At 71.6% G+C, this 17,082-nt stretch carries 18 protein-coding genes; 8 read left to right on the top strand and 10 right to left on the bottom strand.

The features are described from left to right. Nucleotides 1–23 precede the first annotated feature (23 nt). Entirely contained in the window at nucleotides 24–959 is a 936-nt protein-coding gene (locus tag D0Z08_RS07550; protein ID WP_118924279.1) for an NAD(P)-dependent alcohol dehydrogenase, read from the top strand. 6 nt (nucleotides 960–965) lie between these two features. Here the strand turns inward: D0Z08_RS07550 and D0Z08_RS07545 are convergent, their stop codons facing one another. The 3 genes from D0Z08_RS07545 to D0Z08_RS07535 all read right to left on the bottom strand — a co-directional run bounded on the left by D0Z08_RS07545 (nucleotide 966) and on the right by D0Z08_RS07535 (nucleotide 5,269). After that, nucleotides 966–1,745: a sulfite exporter TauE/SafE family protein gene (locus D0Z08_RS07545; RefSeq protein ID WP_118924277.1), complete on the bottom strand. Its 780-nt coding sequence runs from the start codon at nucleotides 1,743–1,745 to the stop codon at nucleotides 966–968. A gap of 100 nt (nucleotides 1,746–1,845) precedes the next feature. Continuing rightward, nucleotides 1,846–3,849, bottom strand: a complete 2,004-nt coding sequence (locus D0Z08_RS07540) for a vWA domain-containing protein (RefSeq protein ID WP_118924275.1) — start codon at nucleotides 3,847–3,849, stop codon at nucleotides 1,846–1,848. A 10-nt stretch (nucleotides 3,850–3,859) separates the two neighbouring features. Further along, entirely contained in the window at nucleotides 3,860–5,269 is a 1,410-nt protein-coding gene (locus D0Z08_RS07535; protein WP_118924273.1) for a MoxR family ATPase, read from the bottom strand. Nucleotides 5,270–5,372: 103 nt separating this feature from the next. On the opposite strand from D0Z08_RS07535, the gene D0Z08_RS07530 reads away from it, so the two are divergent. Beyond that, on the top strand, nucleotides 5,373–6,200 hold the full coding sequence (locus D0Z08_RS07530; protein WP_147381360.1) for an adenylate/guanylate cyclase domain-containing protein: 828 nt from the start codon (nucleotides 5,373–5,375) through the stop codon (nucleotides 6,198–6,200). 70 nt (nucleotides 6,201–6,270) lie between these two features. On the opposite strand, the gene D0Z08_RS07525 is transcribed toward D0Z08_RS07530, so the two are convergent. The 6 genes from D0Z08_RS07525 to mshB all read right to left on the bottom strand — a co-directional run bounded on the left by D0Z08_RS07525 (nucleotide 6,271) and on the right by mshB (nucleotide 11,626). Further along, nucleotides 6,271–7,458 carry a lipid-transfer protein gene (locus D0Z08_RS07525; protein ID WP_118924269.1) on the bottom strand — a complete coding sequence of 396 codons (1,188 nt, stop codon included), beginning with the start codon at nucleotides 7,456–7,458 and terminating at the stop codon, nucleotides 6,271–6,273. After that, entirely contained in the window at nucleotides 7,455–7,919 is a 465-nt protein-coding gene (locus D0Z08_RS07520) for a Zn-ribbon domain-containing OB-fold protein (RefSeq protein ID WP_118924267.1), read from the bottom strand. The genes D0Z08_RS07525 and D0Z08_RS07520 overlap by 4 nt, the downstream gene beginning before the upstream one ends. Before the next feature lie 94 nt (nucleotides 7,920–8,013). Further along, nucleotides 8,014–8,556: a 2'-5' RNA ligase family protein gene (locus tag D0Z08_RS07515; RefSeq protein ID WP_118924265.1), complete on the bottom strand. Its 543-nt coding sequence runs from the start codon at nucleotides 8,554–8,556 to the stop codon at nucleotides 8,014–8,016. Nucleotide 8,557: 1 nt separating this feature from the next. Continuing rightward, nucleotides 8,558–10,318, bottom strand: coding sequence for a VanW family protein (locus D0Z08_RS07510; protein ID WP_245993794.1), 1,761 nt, complete (start codon nucleotides 10,316–10,318; stop codon nucleotides 8,558–8,560). Between the two features lie 16 nt (nucleotides 10,319–10,334). Further along, nucleotides 10,335–10,709 carry a DUF6113 family protein gene (locus D0Z08_RS07505; RefSeq protein WP_118924261.1) on the bottom strand — a complete coding sequence of 125 codons (375 nt, stop codon included), beginning with the start codon at nucleotides 10,707–10,709 and terminating at the stop codon, nucleotides 10,335–10,337. Further along, nucleotides 10,706–11,626: an N-acetyl-1-D-myo-inositol-2-amino-2-deoxy-alpha-D-glucopyranoside deacetylase gene (gene mshB, locus D0Z08_RS07500; RefSeq protein ID WP_118924259.1), complete on the bottom strand. Its 921-nt coding sequence runs from the start codon at nucleotides 11,624–11,626 to the stop codon at nucleotides 10,706–10,708. Before mshB ends, D0Z08_RS07505 begins: the two co-directional genes overlap by 4 nt. 25 nt (nucleotides 11,627–11,651) lie before the next feature. Here mshB and D0Z08_RS07495 point away from each other — a divergent pair, with 25 nt between their 5' ends. Continuing rightward, nucleotides 11,652–12,746 (top strand): hypothetical protein, encoded by a 1,095-nt coding sequence (locus D0Z08_RS07495; protein ID WP_118924257.1) that lies wholly within the window; start codon nucleotides 11,652–11,654, stop codon nucleotides 12,744–12,746. Here D0Z08_RS07495 and D0Z08_RS07490 read toward each other — a convergent pair whose 3' ends face one another. After that, nucleotides 12,747–13,019, bottom strand: a complete 273-nt coding sequence (locus D0Z08_RS07490) for a hypothetical protein (protein WP_118924255.1) — start codon at nucleotides 13,017–13,019, stop codon at nucleotides 12,747–12,749. Between the two features lie 27 nt (nucleotides 13,020–13,046). Between D0Z08_RS07490 and D0Z08_RS32905 the strand changes: the two genes are divergently transcribed. The 5 genes from D0Z08_RS32905 to pucL are packed head-to-tail and all read left to right on the top strand — an operon-like array spanning nucleotide 13,047 to nucleotide 17,027. Next, a complete protein-coding gene (locus D0Z08_RS32905; protein ID WP_245993747.1) occupies nucleotides 13,047–14,108 on the top strand; it encodes a hypothetical protein in 1,062 nt (353 codons plus the stop codon). Beyond that, nucleotides 14,105–15,244, top strand: a complete 1,140-nt coding sequence (locus D0Z08_RS07485; RefSeq protein WP_245993745.1) for an amidase — start codon at nucleotides 14,105–14,107, stop codon at nucleotides 15,242–15,244. Before D0Z08_RS32905 ends, D0Z08_RS07485 begins: the two co-directional genes overlap by 4 nt. A 43-nt stretch (nucleotides 15,245–15,287) precedes the next feature. Continuing rightward, a complete protein-coding gene (gene uraD, locus D0Z08_RS07480) occupies nucleotides 15,288–15,812 on the top strand; it encodes a 2-oxo-4-hydroxy-4-carboxy-5-ureidoimidazoline decarboxylase (protein ID WP_118924253.1) in 525 nt (174 codons plus the stop codon). Further along, nucleotides 15,809–16,126, top strand: a complete 318-nt coding sequence (uraH, locus tag D0Z08_RS07475) for a hydroxyisourate hydrolase (RefSeq protein ID WP_118924251.1) — start codon at nucleotides 15,809–15,811, stop codon at nucleotides 16,124–16,126. Before uraD ends, uraH begins: the two co-directional genes overlap by 4 nt. A gap of 10 nt (nucleotides 16,127–16,136) precedes the next feature. Beyond that, nucleotides 16,137–17,027 (top strand): factor-independent urate hydroxylase, encoded by an 891-nt coding sequence (pucL, locus tag D0Z08_RS07470; RefSeq protein ID WP_118924249.1) that lies wholly within the window; start codon nucleotides 16,137–16,139, stop codon nucleotides 17,025–17,027. Nucleotides 17,028–17,082: the final 55 nt, after the last annotated feature.

The raw sequence follows: 17,082 nt of genomic DNA, 5'->3' as shown, positions 1-17,082 counted from the left end.
TTACGGACGTAAGGGGAGATCTAGTGCGAGCAGCGATCATCGAGCGTTACGGCCCGCCGGAGCAGGTCGTCGTCACGGAGGTGCCGGTGCCCGAGCCCGGCAAGGGCGAGGTGCTGGTCCGGGTCGAGGCGGTCGCCGTCACTGCCGGCGACGCCCGGATCCGGGGTGCTCGCTTTCCGCGCGGGTTCGGCCTGCTGGCGCGAGTGGCCCTCGGGATCCGCGGACCGCGCCGTCCGATCCTGGGCGGCTCGCTGTCCGGCACGGTCGAGCGCGTGGGCCCGGGAGTGGTGGATCTCGCGCCCGGCGACGAAGTGGCGGGCATGAACGACATGCGGATGGGAGGCCACGCCGAGTACGTCGTGATGCCAGCGGGCTCGCTCGTGCGGAAGCCGGCAACGGTCAGGCACGAGGACGCGGCCGGAGCGTTGTTCGGCGGCACGACCGCGCTGCACTTCCTCCGGGATCGGGTCGGGCCCGGGTCCGCCGTACTCGTCAACGGCGCGTCGGGAGCGGTCGGCACCAGCGCACTGCAGCTGGCGAAGCTCGCCGGGGCCGAGGTGACCGCGGTCAGCCGCAACCACGAGCTCGTCACCCAGCTGGGCGCGGACCACGTCATCGACTACACCCGCACACCCCTGGACACGTTGACCGCGAGGTACGACGTGGTGTTCGACGCCGTCGGCAACCTCAGCCGGGCTGGCGGGCTGCGCCTGCTCACGGACGACGGGGTGCTGATCCTGGCGGTGGCCGGACTGGTCGACACGATCCGGGCCCGGGGACGGGTGGTCGCCGGACCGGCCAGCGAGCGAGCCGAGGACGTCGGGGCACTGCTCGACCACCTGGCGTCCGGGCGGCTCGACCCGGTCACCGAGGTGGTCGGCGGGCTCGATGCGATCGTGGAGGCGCACCGCCGGATCGACGGGGGTCACAAGATCGGCAACCTCGTGGTCAAGCCCTGACCGAGGTCACCAGACGCCGAAGACGTCGCCGCCGATCCGGACGATGAAGGCCGAGACGACGACGATGAAGAAGACCCGGACGAACTTCGAGCCCTTCTCCACGGCGGTCCGCGCGCCCAGGTAGCCCCCGGCGAGGTTGCACGCGCCCATCAGCAGGCCGACCTTCCAGAGGACGGCTCCGGTGGGGATGAAGAGCAGCAGGGCGCCGAGGTTGGTGGCCCAGTTCGCCAGCCTGGCCTTCGCCGAGGCTTCGAGGAAGTCGTAGCCGAGCAGCCCGACCAGCGCGAACACCAGGAAGCTGCCGGTGCCGGGCCCGAGCGCGCCGTCGTAGAACCCGATCACCGCGCCGACCGCCATCGCGGCCGCCAGGTGCTGGTGCCCGCTGAACCGCAGGAGGGTCTCCTCGCCGACGTCGGGCTGCAGCACGACGTACGCACCCAGCACGACCAGCACCACGAGCACGATCGGCTCGAACGCCTCGCGCGGGATCTGCGAGGCCACCACCGCGCCAGCGAACGAGCCGACGAGCGCGCAGGCCATGAGCGGTCCGAAGGTGCGCGGGTCGGGCCGGACCCGGCGGTAGTACGTCGCCGCGGCCGCCGACGTACCGCAGATGGACGCGACCTTGTTGGTGGCGAGCACCTGGACCGGCGACGCACCGGGCAGCCCGATCAACAGTGCCGGGAGCTGGATGAGTCCCCCGCCACCGACGACCGCGTCGACGAACCCGGCCGCGAGCGCGGCCAGCCCGAGGAGGACGAGCACGGTCACGGTGGGGTCGGACATCGTCCCTATTGTCGGGGTTGCCGTCGGTCGCGCGTCGCACCCGGCATTCCGGTCGGGGATCCGGTCCCCTCACGACCCCAATGGTGGGTACGACGGCTGCTCACCCGACCCAGAACCCCCGGCCGCCGAACCAGTCGCCGTACGAGCCCGGGCCGGACCGGCCCTGGGGGCCGCGGGAGCCGAGGTAGGAGCCGACCACGGCGGCGCCGAGGTCGTCGGTCTCGGGCGCGATCACGGTGCCCTCGGCGCGGCGGGCCATGGAGTCGACGAAGCGGGCAAGACCGGGATCGTCGCCCAGACGGAAGAACGTGGTCTGCGCGCCGAGCCGGCGCGCGTTGTCGAGCTCTCGTACGGCGAGCGCGATCGTCATCGGGTGGGGCGGGTAGTTGAAGTACACCTCGCCGTCAGGCTCGAGGTGGGAGGTCGGCTCACCGTCGGTGACGATCAGCAGGACCGGCTGCGCGTTGGGGTGCTTGCGGAAGTGGCGGTTGGCGAGCAGCAGCGCGTGGTGGAGGTTCGTGCCCTTCGCCCAGCGGGCGTCGAGCGCGGTGAGCTGCTCGATGTCCATCCGCTCCGCGTGCCGCCCGAAGCCGATGAGCTCGAGCGAGTCGCCACGGAAGCGGGTGCCGATCAGGGTGTGCAGGGCGAGGGCGGTGCGCTTCATCGGCACCCACCGTCCGTCCATCGCCATCGAGAACGACGTGTCGACGCAGAGCGCCACCGCGGCCTGGGTGCGCGCCTCCGTCTCGGCCACCTCGACGTCCTCGATCGACAGCCGCGGGCCCGACGGGTCTCCCGCTCGTCGGAGCACACCGTTGAGCACCGACCGCGGGATGTCCCACGGCTCGGTGTCCCCGAACGCCCACGGCCGGGTCGCGCCCGACAGGTCGCCCGCGGCACCGGCCTGACTCAGCTCCCGCTGCCCCTGGCGCCCGGACAATCGCTGGGCCACGTCGCGCAGCAGCGCCTTCCCCAGCTGGCGCATCGCCTTCGGGGTCAGCCGGAGCTCGCCGTCGAAGCCGCGCTCCATCGTGCCGGTCTTGCGAAGAGCGCGTTCGAGCTCTTGGAGCCGGCGGGCGTCGACGGCGGCCTGGTCACCGAGCTGACGGGCCAGCTTGTCGAGGTCGACGTCATCGAGCCGGGCGCCGCCGTACGACTGCGAGAGCTGGTCGGCGAGGTCATCGAGGTCGGCCAGGTCCTGCAGCATCCCGGTGCCGTCGCCGAGGCCGACTCCCTGGTCGCCCTGGAACCGCTCGGAGCCGCCCCAGTCCTCCCCCGGCCGCATCGCCTGGAGGTTGCCGTCGAGGCGAGCGAGCTGCTGCATCAGCTGCGGGGAGCCGAACGCCTGCGCCGAGAGCCGCATCAGCTCCTCGCGCTGCTCGGGGCTCATCGAGTTGAGCATCCGCTGCGCGGCTGCCGAGCGCTGGGCCATCGCGTCGATGAGCTCGTCGACGTTCTGGGGGTTCTCCGGGAAGAAGTCGCCGTGCTTGGCCATGAAGTCGTCGAAGTCCTGCTGGGTGTCCTCCCCGGCGGCATGCTTCTCGAGCAGGTCGTTGAGGTCCGAGAGCATCTCCTGGATCGCGGCGCGGTCCTCGTCGGTGGCGCCCTCGAGCGCCTGCTTCATGCCCGCGAAGCGCTGGTCGAGGAGCTCCCGACCGAGCAGGTCCTTGATCTCCTCGTAGGCCTGGCGCGCCTCCGGCGACTGCCAGTCGTAGTCGGACAGCTCGGTGACCGCGGCCGCCGTCGAGGTCGGGAGGTTGTCGAGCCGCATCTCGCGGAACGCACGGTCGCCGTCGTCCATCATCGCGTCGCGGGCGAGCTGCTTGCGCTCCTCGAGCACGGCGCGGTCCAGCAGCTCACGCACCTCCGCGAGCGTGCCGTCGAGGTTGTGCCGCTGCAGGATCTCGCGCCGGCGCTCGGCCACCCGTCGGGCGAGGTCGTCGAGCCCGTCCCGGTCCTGGCCGCCGCGCCGGAGGAACTCCTGCATCGCCCGCTCCGGGCTGTAGCCGGCCATGACGTCCTCGCCGATGGCATCGAGTGCCTCGGCGATGTCGATGGGCGGGGCGAGGGGATCGCCGCCGTCGTACCGGCGGTAGCGGCTCATGGTCGTGTGCTCATCCGTAGATCGTCTCGCTCCCGTCGGTGTCCTTGCCGATCTTGCGGGCGAGGAACAGGCCCTCGAGGGCGAGCTCGATCGCGCAGGCGCGGTCGCCATCGGTCGTGCCACCACCGGCACCCAGCACCCTCTCGCAGACGTTGTCGTAGAGCTCGGACTCACCGAGGACCGGCAGCCCGGCCAGCACGTCGCGCGCGGAGACCCCCGACCCGGTGATCACGGTGGCGCCCTCCTCGATCGCGTCGACGAGCAGCGCGAAGTCGAGGCCCCGGAAGTGCTCGCGCACCGTCTCGGCGGTGGCCGTGCGCAGCAGGTGGGTGAGGATCTCGTTCTCGCGGCCCTCCTCGCCGGACTCGAACTCGATCTTGCCGCCGAGCACGTCGACCGCGGTCTCGAGGTCGACGACACGCGCGACCGCTGCGTCCTCGCCGAGCAGGGTGGCCCGCCGCAGGGCGGACGCGGCGATGGTCTCCGCGCCCGCTATCGCGAACCGCGCCGAGACTCCCGAGCGCTGGTCGACCGCGGTCGACTGCCGGAGGTTGCGGGTGAAGCGGGCCAGCACCTCGAGCAGCGGCTCGGGCACGTCCGCGACCAGGTGTGCCTCCTGCCGGATGACGGCCATCTCGGCCTCCAGCGCGGCCGGGTAGTGGGTGCGGATCTCCGCGCCGAATCGGTCCTTCAGCGGCGTGATGATCCGGCCGCGGTTGGTGTAGTCCTCGGGGTTCGCCGAGGCGACGACGAGCACGTCGAGCGGCAGCCGCAGCACGTAGCCGCGGATCTGGATGTCGCGCTCCTCCATCACGTTGAGCATCGCGACCTGGATCCGCTCGGCCAGGTCGGGCAGCTCGTTGATCGCGACGATCCCCCGGTGGCTGCGCGGGATCAGCCCGAAGTGGATGGTCTCGGGGTCGCCGAGGGAGCGGCCCTCGGCCACCTTCATCGGGTCGACGTCGCCGATCAGGTCGGCGACGGAGGTGTCGGGGGTCGCGAGCTTCTCGGAGTAGCGCTCGGTGCGGTGGCGCCAGGAGATGCGCAGGTCGTCGCCGTACGACGCGACCGCCGCCTGCGACCCGACCGTGATCGGCTCGTAGGGGTGCTCGCCGAGCTCCGAGCCGGAGATGACGGGCGTCCACTCGTCGAGCAGGCCGATCATCGTGCGGAGCAGCCGGGTCTTGCCCTGACCCCGCTCCCCCAGCAGCACCACGTCGTGACCGGCCAGCAGCGCGCGCTCGAGCTGCGGGATCACCGTGGACTCGAAGCCGTGCAGTCCCGGCCACGGGTCCTCGCCGGCGGCGAGCCTCCGGAGCAGGTTGTCGCGGATCTCCTCGCGGAGCGTCTTCTGGACGTGTCCCGAGGCGCGCAGGTCGCCGAGGGTCGCGATCGTCGGTGCACCGAGTTCGTTGGCCACGGACTCACGCTACCCACGCCTGCAACACCGCGGGTCGTCCGCGTGGCGGCCGTCACTCGCCGATCGCCACGTGCGGCGCCCCCGCGAGCCTTACAGTGACGCCGTGACCGTCGCCCTGGGGATCCTATGCGTGATCCTGCTGCTCGCCGTGGTCTCCCTGGCGATCGTCGTGCGACGACAGCAGGGCGATCTCGCCTCCCAGGCGGAGCACGTGGAGCAGCTCGAGTCGGACCTCGCCGCCGCGCTGCGGCCGCCGCCGGCCCAGAACCCCACGGAGCGAGCGATCAGCCGGGTGATCCGGACCGCCACCAAGGTGCGCGAGCAGGGCATCACCGGCGTCATCCAGAGCACCATCGAGGACCTCACGGCGTGGGCCAGCGAGGAGCAGCCCGAGATCGTGCACATGGCCGCTCCCGACGGCACGGTGACCATCTTCTTCTCCGACATCGAGAACTCCACCCAGCTCAACGCCCGGATGGGTGACAAGACCTGGGTCAGGGTGCTCGAGGCGCACGACCAGGTCCTCCGTAGCCGGATCGCGCAGTACCGCGGCCAGGTGGTGAAGACCGCCGGCGACGGCTTCATGGTCGCGTTCCGCGACGCCGAGGCGGCCTGCCGCGCGGCGATCGGGATCCAGAGCGACCTGCGCCGCCCGTCCGACCTGCTGCGCCGGCACGGCAAGGTCCGGGTCCGGATCGGCATCCACACCGGCCAGGTCGTCGCCAAGGACGGTGACTACTTCGGCGAGAACGTCGCGCTCGCCGCCCGGGTGGCCGACCTCGCGTCCGGCGGTGAGGTGCTGTGCAGCGACGCCGTCCGCGAGTCGCTCGACGCGGACGCCCAGGTCGGGCTCGTCGACCCGACGGACCCGATCGAGCTCAAGGGCCTCCCCGGCCAGTACGTCGTCTGGCGCGTCGTCCCGCCCGCCTGAGCGCGTCGTACCTGAAGTTTCGGCCCCTTTTCGGGCGGATTCAGGGCCGGAAGTTCAGGTACGACGAAACTCAGCGGGCCAGCAGCACCGACGACCCGTGCCCGAACAGCCCCTGGTTGGCGGTGATCCCGACCCGGGCGCCCTCGACCTGACGTCCGGTCGCCTGCCCCCGCAGCTGCCAGGTGAGCTCGCAGACCTGGGCGAGCGCCTGCGCCGGGACCGCCTCACCGAAGCATGCGAGACCGCCGGACGGGTTGACCGGGATCCGGCCCCCGAGCGTGGTGTCCCCGGCACGGAGCAGCACCTCGGCCTCGCCCCGCTTGCAGAGCCCCAGGTCCTCGATCCAGTCGAGCTCGAGGGCGGTCGAGAGGTCGTAGACCTCGGCGACGTCGACGTCGTCGGGCGCGATGCCTGCTTCCTCGTAGGCCGCCAGCGCCAGCGCTTCCTTGAAGGTGCGCTCGGGCGGCCCGCCGGCCGCGTGATCGGTGGCGAGCAGCGGCATGTCGATCACGGTGTTGGGGAAGGTCGGCGTCACCGTCGAGATCGCCTCCACCCGCACGGGGTCAGCGATCCCCGCCCGTTGCGCGTACTCCAGCGAGGTCAGCACCACCGCGGCCGCGCCGTCGGAGGTGGCGCAGATGTCGAGCAGGTGCAGCGGGTCGGAGACGATCGCGGAGCCGAGGACGTCCGCGACGGCGACCTCCTTGCGGTAGCGCGCGTAGGGGTTCTCCAGCCCGTGCCGGGCGTTCTTGACCTTGACCTGCGCGAAGTCCTCGCTGGTGGCGCCGTAGAGGTCCATCCGGCGGCGGGCGTAGAGGGCGAAGTACGCCGGGTTCGTCATGCCGAGCAGCCGGAACCGGAGCCAGTCCGGGTCGGTCCACCGCTCGCCGGCGTTCGGCGCGAGGAAGCCCTTCGGCGTGGTGTCGGCGCCGACGACCAGCGCGACCTCGGACAGGCCCGCGAGGATCCGGGCCCGCGCGGTGTCGAGGGCCTGGGCGCCGGTCGCGCAGGCGGCGTACGACGTCGCGATCCGCGCGCCGTTCCAGCCGAGTGCCGAGGCGAAGGTCGAGCCCGCGACGTATCCGGCGTAGCCGTTGCGCACGGTCTCGCCACCGACCACGAAGTCGACGTCGCGCCACGCGATGCCGGAGTCGGCGAGCGCGGCACGGGCCGCGTGCACGCCGTACTCGACGAAGGGGCGACCCCCCTTGCCCCAGGGGTGCATGCCGACACCGGCGACGGCCACCTGCTTGCTCATTGGTCGGCCTCCTCGCCGAGCTCGACGACGGGCTTCCACCGCCAGGTGGTGCGTGCGCCGCTCTCGTCCTCGTAGAGCGTCTCGACGACCAGCTCCACCTCGGCGCCGACCGCGAGGTCGGCGACGCCGTAGCCGGCGGCCACCTGGCCCAGCACGACGAGGCCCTCCGGCAGCTCGACCGCGGCGAGCGCGAAGGGCTCGAACGGGTCGGTGGTCGGGACGTACGGCGCCGGCGGCTGGTACTGCGCGTCGGTGTAGGACCACACCCGGCCGAGCCGGGACAGCTCGGCAGGCTCGTGCTGCTCGCCGTCGCAGTCGGGGTTGCGGCAGAAGCTAGCGGCCTCCGGCGGGGGCGGCGGGAAGACCAGCGTGCCGCACGCCGTGCACCGCGATGCGACGAGGCGCGGCTCGTCGCCGGTCGTGAACCAGCCGGCCACCGCCGGCGTGGAAGTCGTGCTCACCGCAACACCTCGCGAAAACTAGAACGTGTTCTCACTCTAGCGGATGCGGCGACGCTCAGTCCTCGGCCGGCCCTCCTGCTTCGCGGCGGCCCGATCAGGCGAGCTCGATCATGTCGAACTGCTCGGGCCAGTCCACGCCGTTGTGCCAACGGGTGCGGAGGAGCGAGAGCCCCGGCACCGGCCACGGACTCCCGGCCCAATCGGCGACCGAGGCGAGGGCGGCGTCCAGCAACGCTGGTGAGGGGGTCGGCGCGACGGTCGCGAAGCTGATCACCGGTCGGAACCGGCGACGGTCGACATAGAGCCGCAGCCTCTCGGCGGCCTCGGGGACGAAGCGGGCCAGGTCGGCGATCGGCTCGACGTCCCCCGACAGACCGACCACGACCTCGCCTCCGTCCTCTATCCGGAAACCGTCGAACCACAGCCGCGGCGCCTCGGCGCCCTCGAAGGACGAGCGGAGCAGGCGAGCGAGCCGCACGCAGTCGGGCGGCAGGAGATTGCCGAAAGACGTGATGGGGAGGTCCAGCCGCTCCCGTGCCACGGCAGTGACGCCGGGCACGGTGCGCAGGGCGCGCGTCGCCGTCCACAGCTCCTCGACCGCATCGTCGGGAGGCACGACCGCAGCACGCAGCAACATGTCAGTCCTCGGCCGGCGGGTCCTGCTTCGGGGGCGGCCCGCACACGACCGTGTCCGCGGCCGTGTACTCGGTGTGGAACTCCTCGGTGTGGTCGATCTCGTCCTCGCCGTGCACCCGGAAGACCCGGGTCACGTCGACGTCGAACCCGGACCAGCCGGTGTTGGGCTCGCAGTCGGGCGTGGTGAGGTGTCGCGTGGCCGGCGCCCGGTAGTTGTAGCGCTCGCTGGTCCGCGACTCGATGTCCCACACCTTCGTGGAGAACATCTGCACCGTGACGACGCCCTGGGTCGAGTACGTGCTCGGGGTGACCGTGGCGTGGATGAGGACGCCGTACTCCGTGTCGTTGCGGAACTTCAGGTCGAGGCTCGGCCAGGCGACGGTGGCCTCGCGGCCCTCGGGATAGCGGTCGATGTAGAACGAGTGCGGCTTGTGCTCGACGTCCTCCAGACCGGCGAAGAACATCGCGTTGAAGGTCGTCGTCGCCATCTGCGAGACGCCGCCGCCGTAGTCGAGCTTGAGGATTCCGCCCTGGATCGTGTAGCCGATGGTGAACCCGTTCTCGGCCGTCCGCTCCCCCACGGTGTCGTTGAGCGAGAACGTCTCACCGGGCTCCAGGACGGTGCCGTCGATCAGCTCCGCGGCGCGCCCGATGTTCGTGTTGCGGTAGTCGGCGTGCGGGAAGTACGTCGTGAACTCGGAGACCTTGCGCTTGATCCCCAGCGCCCGCGCCTCCTGTGTCGTGAAGTCGGCCTCGCGGACGGTGGCCTCGACCTCGCCGGTGCGCTCCCCGTCGGGGGCCGCCAGCAGGTCGGTGAAGACGGCGACGACGTCGGCGGGCACGAACTCCACCCCCGGCTTGGCCGGGACCACCTTCGGCTTGCCGTCGACGAGCTTGAAGGTCGCGTCGACCGGCTCGCCGGTGCTCGTCGCGCCCTTGACCAGCCGGGTGACCTTGCGCGCGTCGACCTTCGGCACCAGCTCGCCGTCCTCGGGCACCATCGACAGCGCCTTCGCGTACTGCCGGGGCTGCAGCCGGACGTCGGAGTCGCCGAACACCAGGGTCACGCCCGAGGCCATCGCCGGGTTGGCGAAGCCGTCGAGCGCCTCCTGGATGTCGCTGTCGTCGATGTCCGGCTCGGCGTCGGTGACCGTCAGCTCGACCGAGTCCTCGTCGCCGAGGAACGCCTCGGTGATCGCGTCGCGCGCCGCATCGGTGTCGACGGCCTCGCCCGGCACCGGCTCGACGACGTCGACCTGCCCGTCCTCGAACCTGATCTTGCCGTCCTTCGGCGGCACCCCGAGACCCTCGGAGAGCTCGACGAGCCGGTCGGAGAGCAGCGTCTCGTCCACGTCGACGATCGCGTCGATGTCGTCGCCGCCGGTGAAGTAGTCCCACTGCCGGGCCGGGCTCCAGCTGTCCTCGGCGCCGGCTGCGTCGACGGTCGTGGCGTAGTCGATCGCGAGCCCGATCTCCTCGGGTCGGACCTCGTCGGAGCGGCCGCCCCGGACCTCGACCTGGATCGGCTCCGCGGCGCGGGCGCCGAAGGTCTCCTCGAGCTCGGCGATCGCCTCGTCGCGGCTCATTCCGCCGAGATCGACGCCGGAGACGGTGGTGCCGAGCGGCACCTTGTCGCCGGCGACCTGGTGAGCCGCGGCGTAGCCTCCGGCGACCAGCAGCACGAGCAGCACGATCACCAGCACGACGATCTTGCCGCCCGGTCGCTCGCGCTTGGGCTGGTCCGCGGTGGGCGCCTCCAACATGGTCACGCCCTGCATCCTAGGAAGTCGATGCGTCGCGTCCGTTAATCGAGGCGTCCGGTTCGGGGTGTCGGCGCAGCCCGACCACGCCGCCGAGCAGCACGCCGACGCCGGTGGCGAGCAGCAGGTACCCCTGGATCGTCTGCGTCACCAGCAGGTCCCCCTCGGGCCGCTCGCCGGCCAGCAGCACCGCGACCGCGACCCATCCGAGAGCGAACGGCAGCCGGCGCCACCAGCCACCCGGGATGACCACGAGGAGCGAGGCCGTGGCGGCCACGGCGAGCAGCAGTCCCCACCAGTAGCCGTGCAGCAGGACCGCACAGCAGCCGACGACAGCGCCCGCCAGCAGGGCGAGTACGGCGACCGCGGCCCGCCCGGCGTGCGACCGGATCACCCCGCCGGGACGCCGGCGAACAGGTCGGACTCCCAGCCGTTGTCGCCGACCGGCCCGGGCGTGCCCTTCACCAGCCGGAAGAGCTCCCGCCCCCAGATCCAGCTGCCCTCGTTGTTGGAGAGCGCGAAGAACGGTCCGTCTGTCGTGATCTGGGTGGCGTGCGCCGTCAGTGCGGCCATCTTCTGCTCGGTGTAGTCACCGGCGTCGACCTCGGCGGTGATGTCCTCGTCGCGCAGGAAGAACGGCGGCAGGTGGTCCGGGTCCATCCCCTCGAACGTGGTGGTGTCGCCCGCGTCCCGCAGCCGCTTCAGGCCCTCGCGGATCCGGCTCGCGGACATCGCGGACCAGTAGATCTTGGCGATGTCCCACGCGTCCCCCAGGTCGCGGCGGTACGACGGCACCGCCGCCAGCTGTGCGGCGTACATCGCGACCCGGTGCGCCTGGATGTGGTCGGGGTGCCCATAGCCCCCGAACTCGTCGTACGTCACCAGCACCTGCGGCCGGACCTCGCGGATCACCGTGACCAGGTGGTTGGCGGCCTCGGTGAGGTCGGCGTGCCAGAAGGCGTTCTCGTGGACCTCGTCGGCGGCGACCGCGTGGCCGTCCTCGTGCCACTTCATGCCGGAGTCGCGGTAGGTGCCGAACCCGCCGAGGAACCGGTGGTCGGTGACGCCGAGCTCGGCCATCGCCGCCGCGAGCTCGCCCTTCCGGTGCGCGCCGAGCCCGTCCTCCTTGTCGGCGGCCAGGTGCTCGAGCTCGGGCACCAGGATCTCGCCCATCTCGCCGGCGGTGCAGGTCACCAGCGTGACGCCGCGGCCCTCGGCGACGTACTTCGCCATCGTGGCGCCCTGGCCGATCGACTCGTCGTCGGGATGCGCGTGAACCAGGAGAAGCCGGTGTGCCGCGGTGTCGCTCATAGTCAGCAGGGTAATGATGGTCCCCATGCGTCTCGGCCGAACCCTCGCTCGCCGCGGTCTCGTGCTCGTCGTGCTGGCGGTGCCGGCCCTCACCGGCTGCGGCCTCTTCGACGAGGGCTCGACCGCCGAGGAGGCGTTCGAGTACCTCCCCGCCGACACGTTCCACGTCCAGTTCTCCGATCGCAAGGCGATGGCGGAGCGACTCGGGATCGACGACATCGACCCCCGCGACGTCTCCGATGGTGACTTCCGCAACTTCCTCGATTCCTTCGGAGATGAGGACGAGGTCATCGCGACCAAGCTCACTCCGTTCGTCGCCATCATGCGGGATGACCCACTGAACGACTTCGACATCGAATGGGAAGCAACTGCTGTGTGGGACGGAGGCACCGCGACGGCGTGGAAGGTCGGCGATGATCTGGATTTCCATGCGCTTGCCGACGATCTGACGGAGACGGGTTACGAGCGCGACGAGATCGACGGCCTTCCCACCTTCGCGGCCAGCGTCGAGCTTGCCGAAGGGAAGAACGTCATCGGCGATGCCTACCCAGGCTGGATGCTCAACGTCTTGCTCGACGAGGACGAGCAGTTGGTCGTCACCTCGGTCGCCGCCGACCCCTTGCACGAGATCGCCGACGTGATCGCCGACGACGCCGACTCCCTCGCCGACGACGGCGGCATGGACGACCTCCTCGACGCCGCTGACGGCGATCCCGAACTGGTCCTGCTGGCGACCGACGACTCGTCCGTCTGCCCCGACACCGGACGGCCGTTGCCCGAGGAGCTCGCCAGCGAGTACGACGACCTCGGTCGCCCCTCGGCTAGGGCGCTCTTCATCTCTCCAGAGCAGGACCGGGACGCGCTGCTGGCGCTGCAGTACGACAGCGAGGACGCCGCGAAGGACGACCTCGATGCGCGCGAGGCGCTGATCGACGACGGGGTCGACATCCGCACCCTGGAGCCGTTCGCCGACCTCGGCGATTTCTCGGTCGAGCAGGACGGTGAGTTCCTGTTCATCGAAACTGACTACGAACACGGCGCCAAGCAGGCCGTGCAGGCCGAAGCCATCGGTGCCGGCCCCGGCGCATGCCTGCCCGGGACGCCGAGGATCGCCTACTGATCAGTCCCCGGCGCGCTTGATCCGCTTCGGCTCGTCCGGCAGCGGCAGCGGTGCGACAGGGGCGTCCTCGTCGAGGTCCAGCCAGCCGTCGTACGTCTCGACCAGCATCTCCAGCTGGATCATCGGCGCGTCGGTGACGACCGCCCAGGGATGGCCCTCGTCGTCGTCCTCGCCGGCCAGCCGCTCCCGGACGACCGTCGCCTCGAAGCCGCCGCGGGTCAGCACGAGCGCAGCCGCCCGCGCGTCGTCCTCGTCGAAGAAGATGCCCCTCACAAGCCCCATCATCTACGTTTGACCGCCGTGGACCAGACCGCACCGCCGCCTTTCGGCGTTCATCTCACCCGCACCGAGGAGAACGTCGGCGAGATCGACGCGCTCGACGTCCTCCTGCAGGAGCACGGCGGCGGTCGGGTCGGGATGCCCGGGCTGCTCGGCGACCTGGACCGCAGGATGCGCCGTACTTGTTGCCCGTTCCCGCGACTGCTCGGCCGCGCCGTCGACCGGGCGCTGACCTGGGAGCGGAAGGACCGGCGCGACATCCAGTGGTACCCGCAGGGCATCAGCTCGTCGGTCCGCACCGACGTGGAGCGCGACATGCTGGTGACGTCGTGGTACTCCAAGCGGCGCGGCGAGGGCTCCCGCGTCAGCTTCATCGACCTCGAGGCAAAGCGCTACCGCCACGTGCTCCTCGTCGAACCCACGCTGGTCGATGGCACGCCCGGCCTCAAGCCGCTCAAGGCGCACGCCGGCGGCCTCGTGTGGCACGGCCCCTACCTCCATGTCGCTGCCACCGGCCGTGGCTTCCTCACCTGCCGCATCGACGACCTGATGCGGGTGCCCGCCGGGTCGGGTCTCGAGACGTTCGGGCACGAGTACGTCCTCCCGCTGCGGTTCGCCTACCGCGCCGCCAACGACGAGGGCGTCACCCGGCTGCGGTTCTCGTTCATGACCCTCGACCGCAGCACCGACCCGCCGTCGCTGGTCGTCGGCGAGTACGGCAACAGCAAGCAGACCCGGCGACTCGCACGGTTCCCCACCGACGCGGAGACCGGGCTCCTCGCGACGGGCGAGGACGGCGTCTCCCGGCCGATCCTCGACGGCGACGACGGCCTCAAGCGGATGCAGGGCACGGCCGTGGTCGAGGGCACCTACTTCGTGACCTCCTCCCACGGCTCGAGCTGCGGCCACATGCACGTCGGCACGCCCGGCGCGTTCCGCACCCAGCGCTGGGCCACCCCGCCCGGCCCGGAGGACCTCGTCTACTGGCCCGAGACCGACCTGCTCTGGTCGCTCAGCGAGCACCCCGGCCGTCGCTGGGTCTTCGGCATGAACCGCACCCGACTGCTCACAGCACTGTCGTGACCGAGGTCGACACCACGGTATGGCGGGAGCTCGGCGACCCACTGGTCGCCGGCGCTCCCGACGGTCCGTTGGCCGGGACGACGCTCGCAGTCAAGGACCTGTACGACGTCGCCGGCCACCCGGTCGGCGCGGGCAACCCGGCACGGCGGGCCGCGGCGCAGCCCGCCGCGCGGCACGCACCCGTGGTCGCGCAGCTGCTGGCCGCCGGCGCCTCGGTACGCGGCATCACCCGGACCGACGAGTTCGCCTACTCCCTGTTCGGCGTCAACGACCACTACGGCACGCCGCCGAACCCGGCCGCGCCCGGCCGGGTGCCAGGAGGCTCCTCCTCCGGCTCGGTCGCGGCGGTCGCGCTCGGCGAGGCCACGATCGGGCTCGGCACCGACACCGGGGGCTCGATCCGGGTGCCCGCGGCGTACCAGGGCGTCTTCGGCATCCGGACGACACACGGCCTGGTCTCGCGTGAGGGGCTGCTGCCGCTGGCCCCGACCTTCGACACGGTCGGCTGGCTGACGCGGGACGCGGCGACCCTGGCCCGGGTCGGCGACGTACTGCTGCCGCACTCGCCCGGCGGCACCGACGAGCTGGTCGTCGTCCCGGAGCTGTTCGACCGCGCAGACCCCGATGTCGCCGAGGTCGTCCTTGCCAGCGTGACCCATCGGTCACTCTCACCCGGACGACTGCAGCTCGACGAGTGGCGGGAGGCGTTCGTGGTGCTCCAGGCGTGGGAGGCCTGGCAGGCCCACGGCAGCTGGCTGGAGTACCGGCTCGGCACGCTCGGCGCCGACGTGCGCAGCCGTTTCGAGCGGGCGCGGTCCGTGACCGACGCCGAGGCCGGGGCCGCCCGGGCGACGGTCGACCGCGCGCGCCGTACGATCCGCGACGTGGTCGCCGACCGGGTGCTGGTGCTGCCGTCCGCGCCCACCGTCGCCCCGCTGCTCGGCGCCGGCCTCGCCGAGCGCCTCCCCCACGTCCGCGCAGCAACCCTCGCGCTGACCTGCGTGGCCGGGATCGGAGGGCTGCCGGCGGTCAGCCTGCCGCGCACCACCGCTGCCGGGCTCCCGTGCGGGGTGTGCCTGGTGGCGGCTCCTGGGCGGGATCGTGACCTGCTCGACCTCGCCGTCCGGTATATCTGAGTCCTCACACCCCTGAAACGGCGGTTTCACCCAGGAGGCTCGGTTGCGGATCGAGGAGTTCAACGCGCTGCCCGACGACGACGTCGCGGCCGCGCTGCGGGCGTGCGTCGGGATCGATTCCTGGGTGCACCTGCTCGCCGTCGGCCGGCCGTACGACGACGCGGCCCAGGTGCTGCGAACGGCCGGCGCCCAAGCCACCTCGTGGACGCCCGCCGAGGTCGAGGGGGCGCTGGCCGACCACCCGCGGATCGGTGAGCGGCCGACCGGGTCCGGGACAGCCGCCGACCACTCGCGTCGTGAGCAGGGCGGGGTGGATCCGGCGAACACGGCGCTGGCCGACCGGCTGCGCGCCGGCAACCAGGCCTACGAGGAGCGCTTCGGACGTATCTACCTGGTGCGGGCGAAGGGGCGTTCGGGCGACGAGCTCGTGGCTCTCCTGGAGGAGCGGCTGGGCAACGACCCCGACACGGAGCTCGCCGTCACTCGCGAGCAGCTCGCGGAGATCGCCCTGCTGCGGTTGACCGACCTGTTGACCGGCGGGGGCGGGAGCGCAACGGTGACCGCATGAGCACCTGCTCCACTCACATCCTCGACGCTGCCCTGGGTCGGCCGGCGGCGGGCGTCGTCGTACTCCTCGCCACCGCCGACGGCAGCACCGAGCGGGCGGCGACCGACGCCGACGGCCGGGTGCGGTTCGAGACCCACCTCGGAGCGGGCGAGCACCGGATCACGTTCGCGACCGGCGACTGGTTCGCGGCGCGGGGACGGGACACCTTCTTCCCGACGGTCACGCTGGGCTTCGCGACCGATGACGGCCAGCCGCACTACCACGTGGCGCTGCTGCTCAGCCCGTACTCCTACACGACCTACCGCGGCAGTTGAGGGGCAGCTGATGGGTGACTACGAGCTCTCCGACCTCCAGCACGGCAAGGCCGAGTGCCGGCTGGTGCGGGTCGACCGTTCGGGCGAGCACCACGTGCTGCACGACCTCAACGTCACGACCCAGCTGCGCGGGGACTTCGCGACGGCGTACACCGAGGGCGACAACAGCCACGTGCACGCGACGGACACCCAGAAGAACTCGGTCTTCGCGCTCGCTCGCGAGCACGGCGTGACGTCGCCCGAGGCGTTCCTCCTCGTCCTCGCCGACCACTGGGCCGCCCAGCCGTGGGTCACCGGCACCTGGTTCGCCGCCGAGCAGTTCGCGTGGGAGCGGCTGCCCGCCAACGGGCACTCGTTCGTGCGCTCGGGCCAGGAGACCCGCACCGCCTGGGTCCAGACGTACGGCGACGACCGGTTCGTCCTGGCCGGGCTCAAGGACCTGGTCGTGCTCAAGAGCACGGGGAGCGAGTTCCACGGCTTCCCCCGCGACCGGTTCACGACCCTCGCCGAGACCGACGACCGGATCCTCGCCACCAGCGTGACCGCGACCTGGCGCTACGGGTCTGGACAGGCTCGGCCGCCGGAGGGTGTCGACTACGACGCGATGCACGCCGCCGTGCGCACCGCGCTGCTCGACGCCTTCGCCCGCACCCACAGCCTCGCCCTGCAGCAGACGATCCACGCGATGGCGACGGCCGCCCTCGACGTCTCCCCCGAGATCGCCGAGATCCGCATCGCGTGCCCCAACAAGCATCACTTCCTGGTCGACCTGACGCCGTTCGACCTCGACAACCCCGGCGAGATCTTCTTCGCCGCCGATCGTCCCTACGGGCTGATCTCGGCGACCGTGAGCCGGGCCGGAGGCGCTGGCGAGCCGCGGGCCTGGTCGGGAATCGGGTGACCGCCGTGATGCCCTGCGCGGTCATGCCTGGCAGCGGCATAGTGTTCGTGCGCCG

This window comes from Nocardioides immobilis (genome assembly GCF_003515065.1).
Lineage (GTDB): Bacteria > Actinomycetota > Actinomycetes > Propionibacteriales > Nocardioidaceae > Nocardioides > Nocardioides immobilis.
The sequence above is the reverse complement of the archived record's forward strand: the minus strand, read 5'-3'. Positions and strand labels throughout refer to the sequence as shown.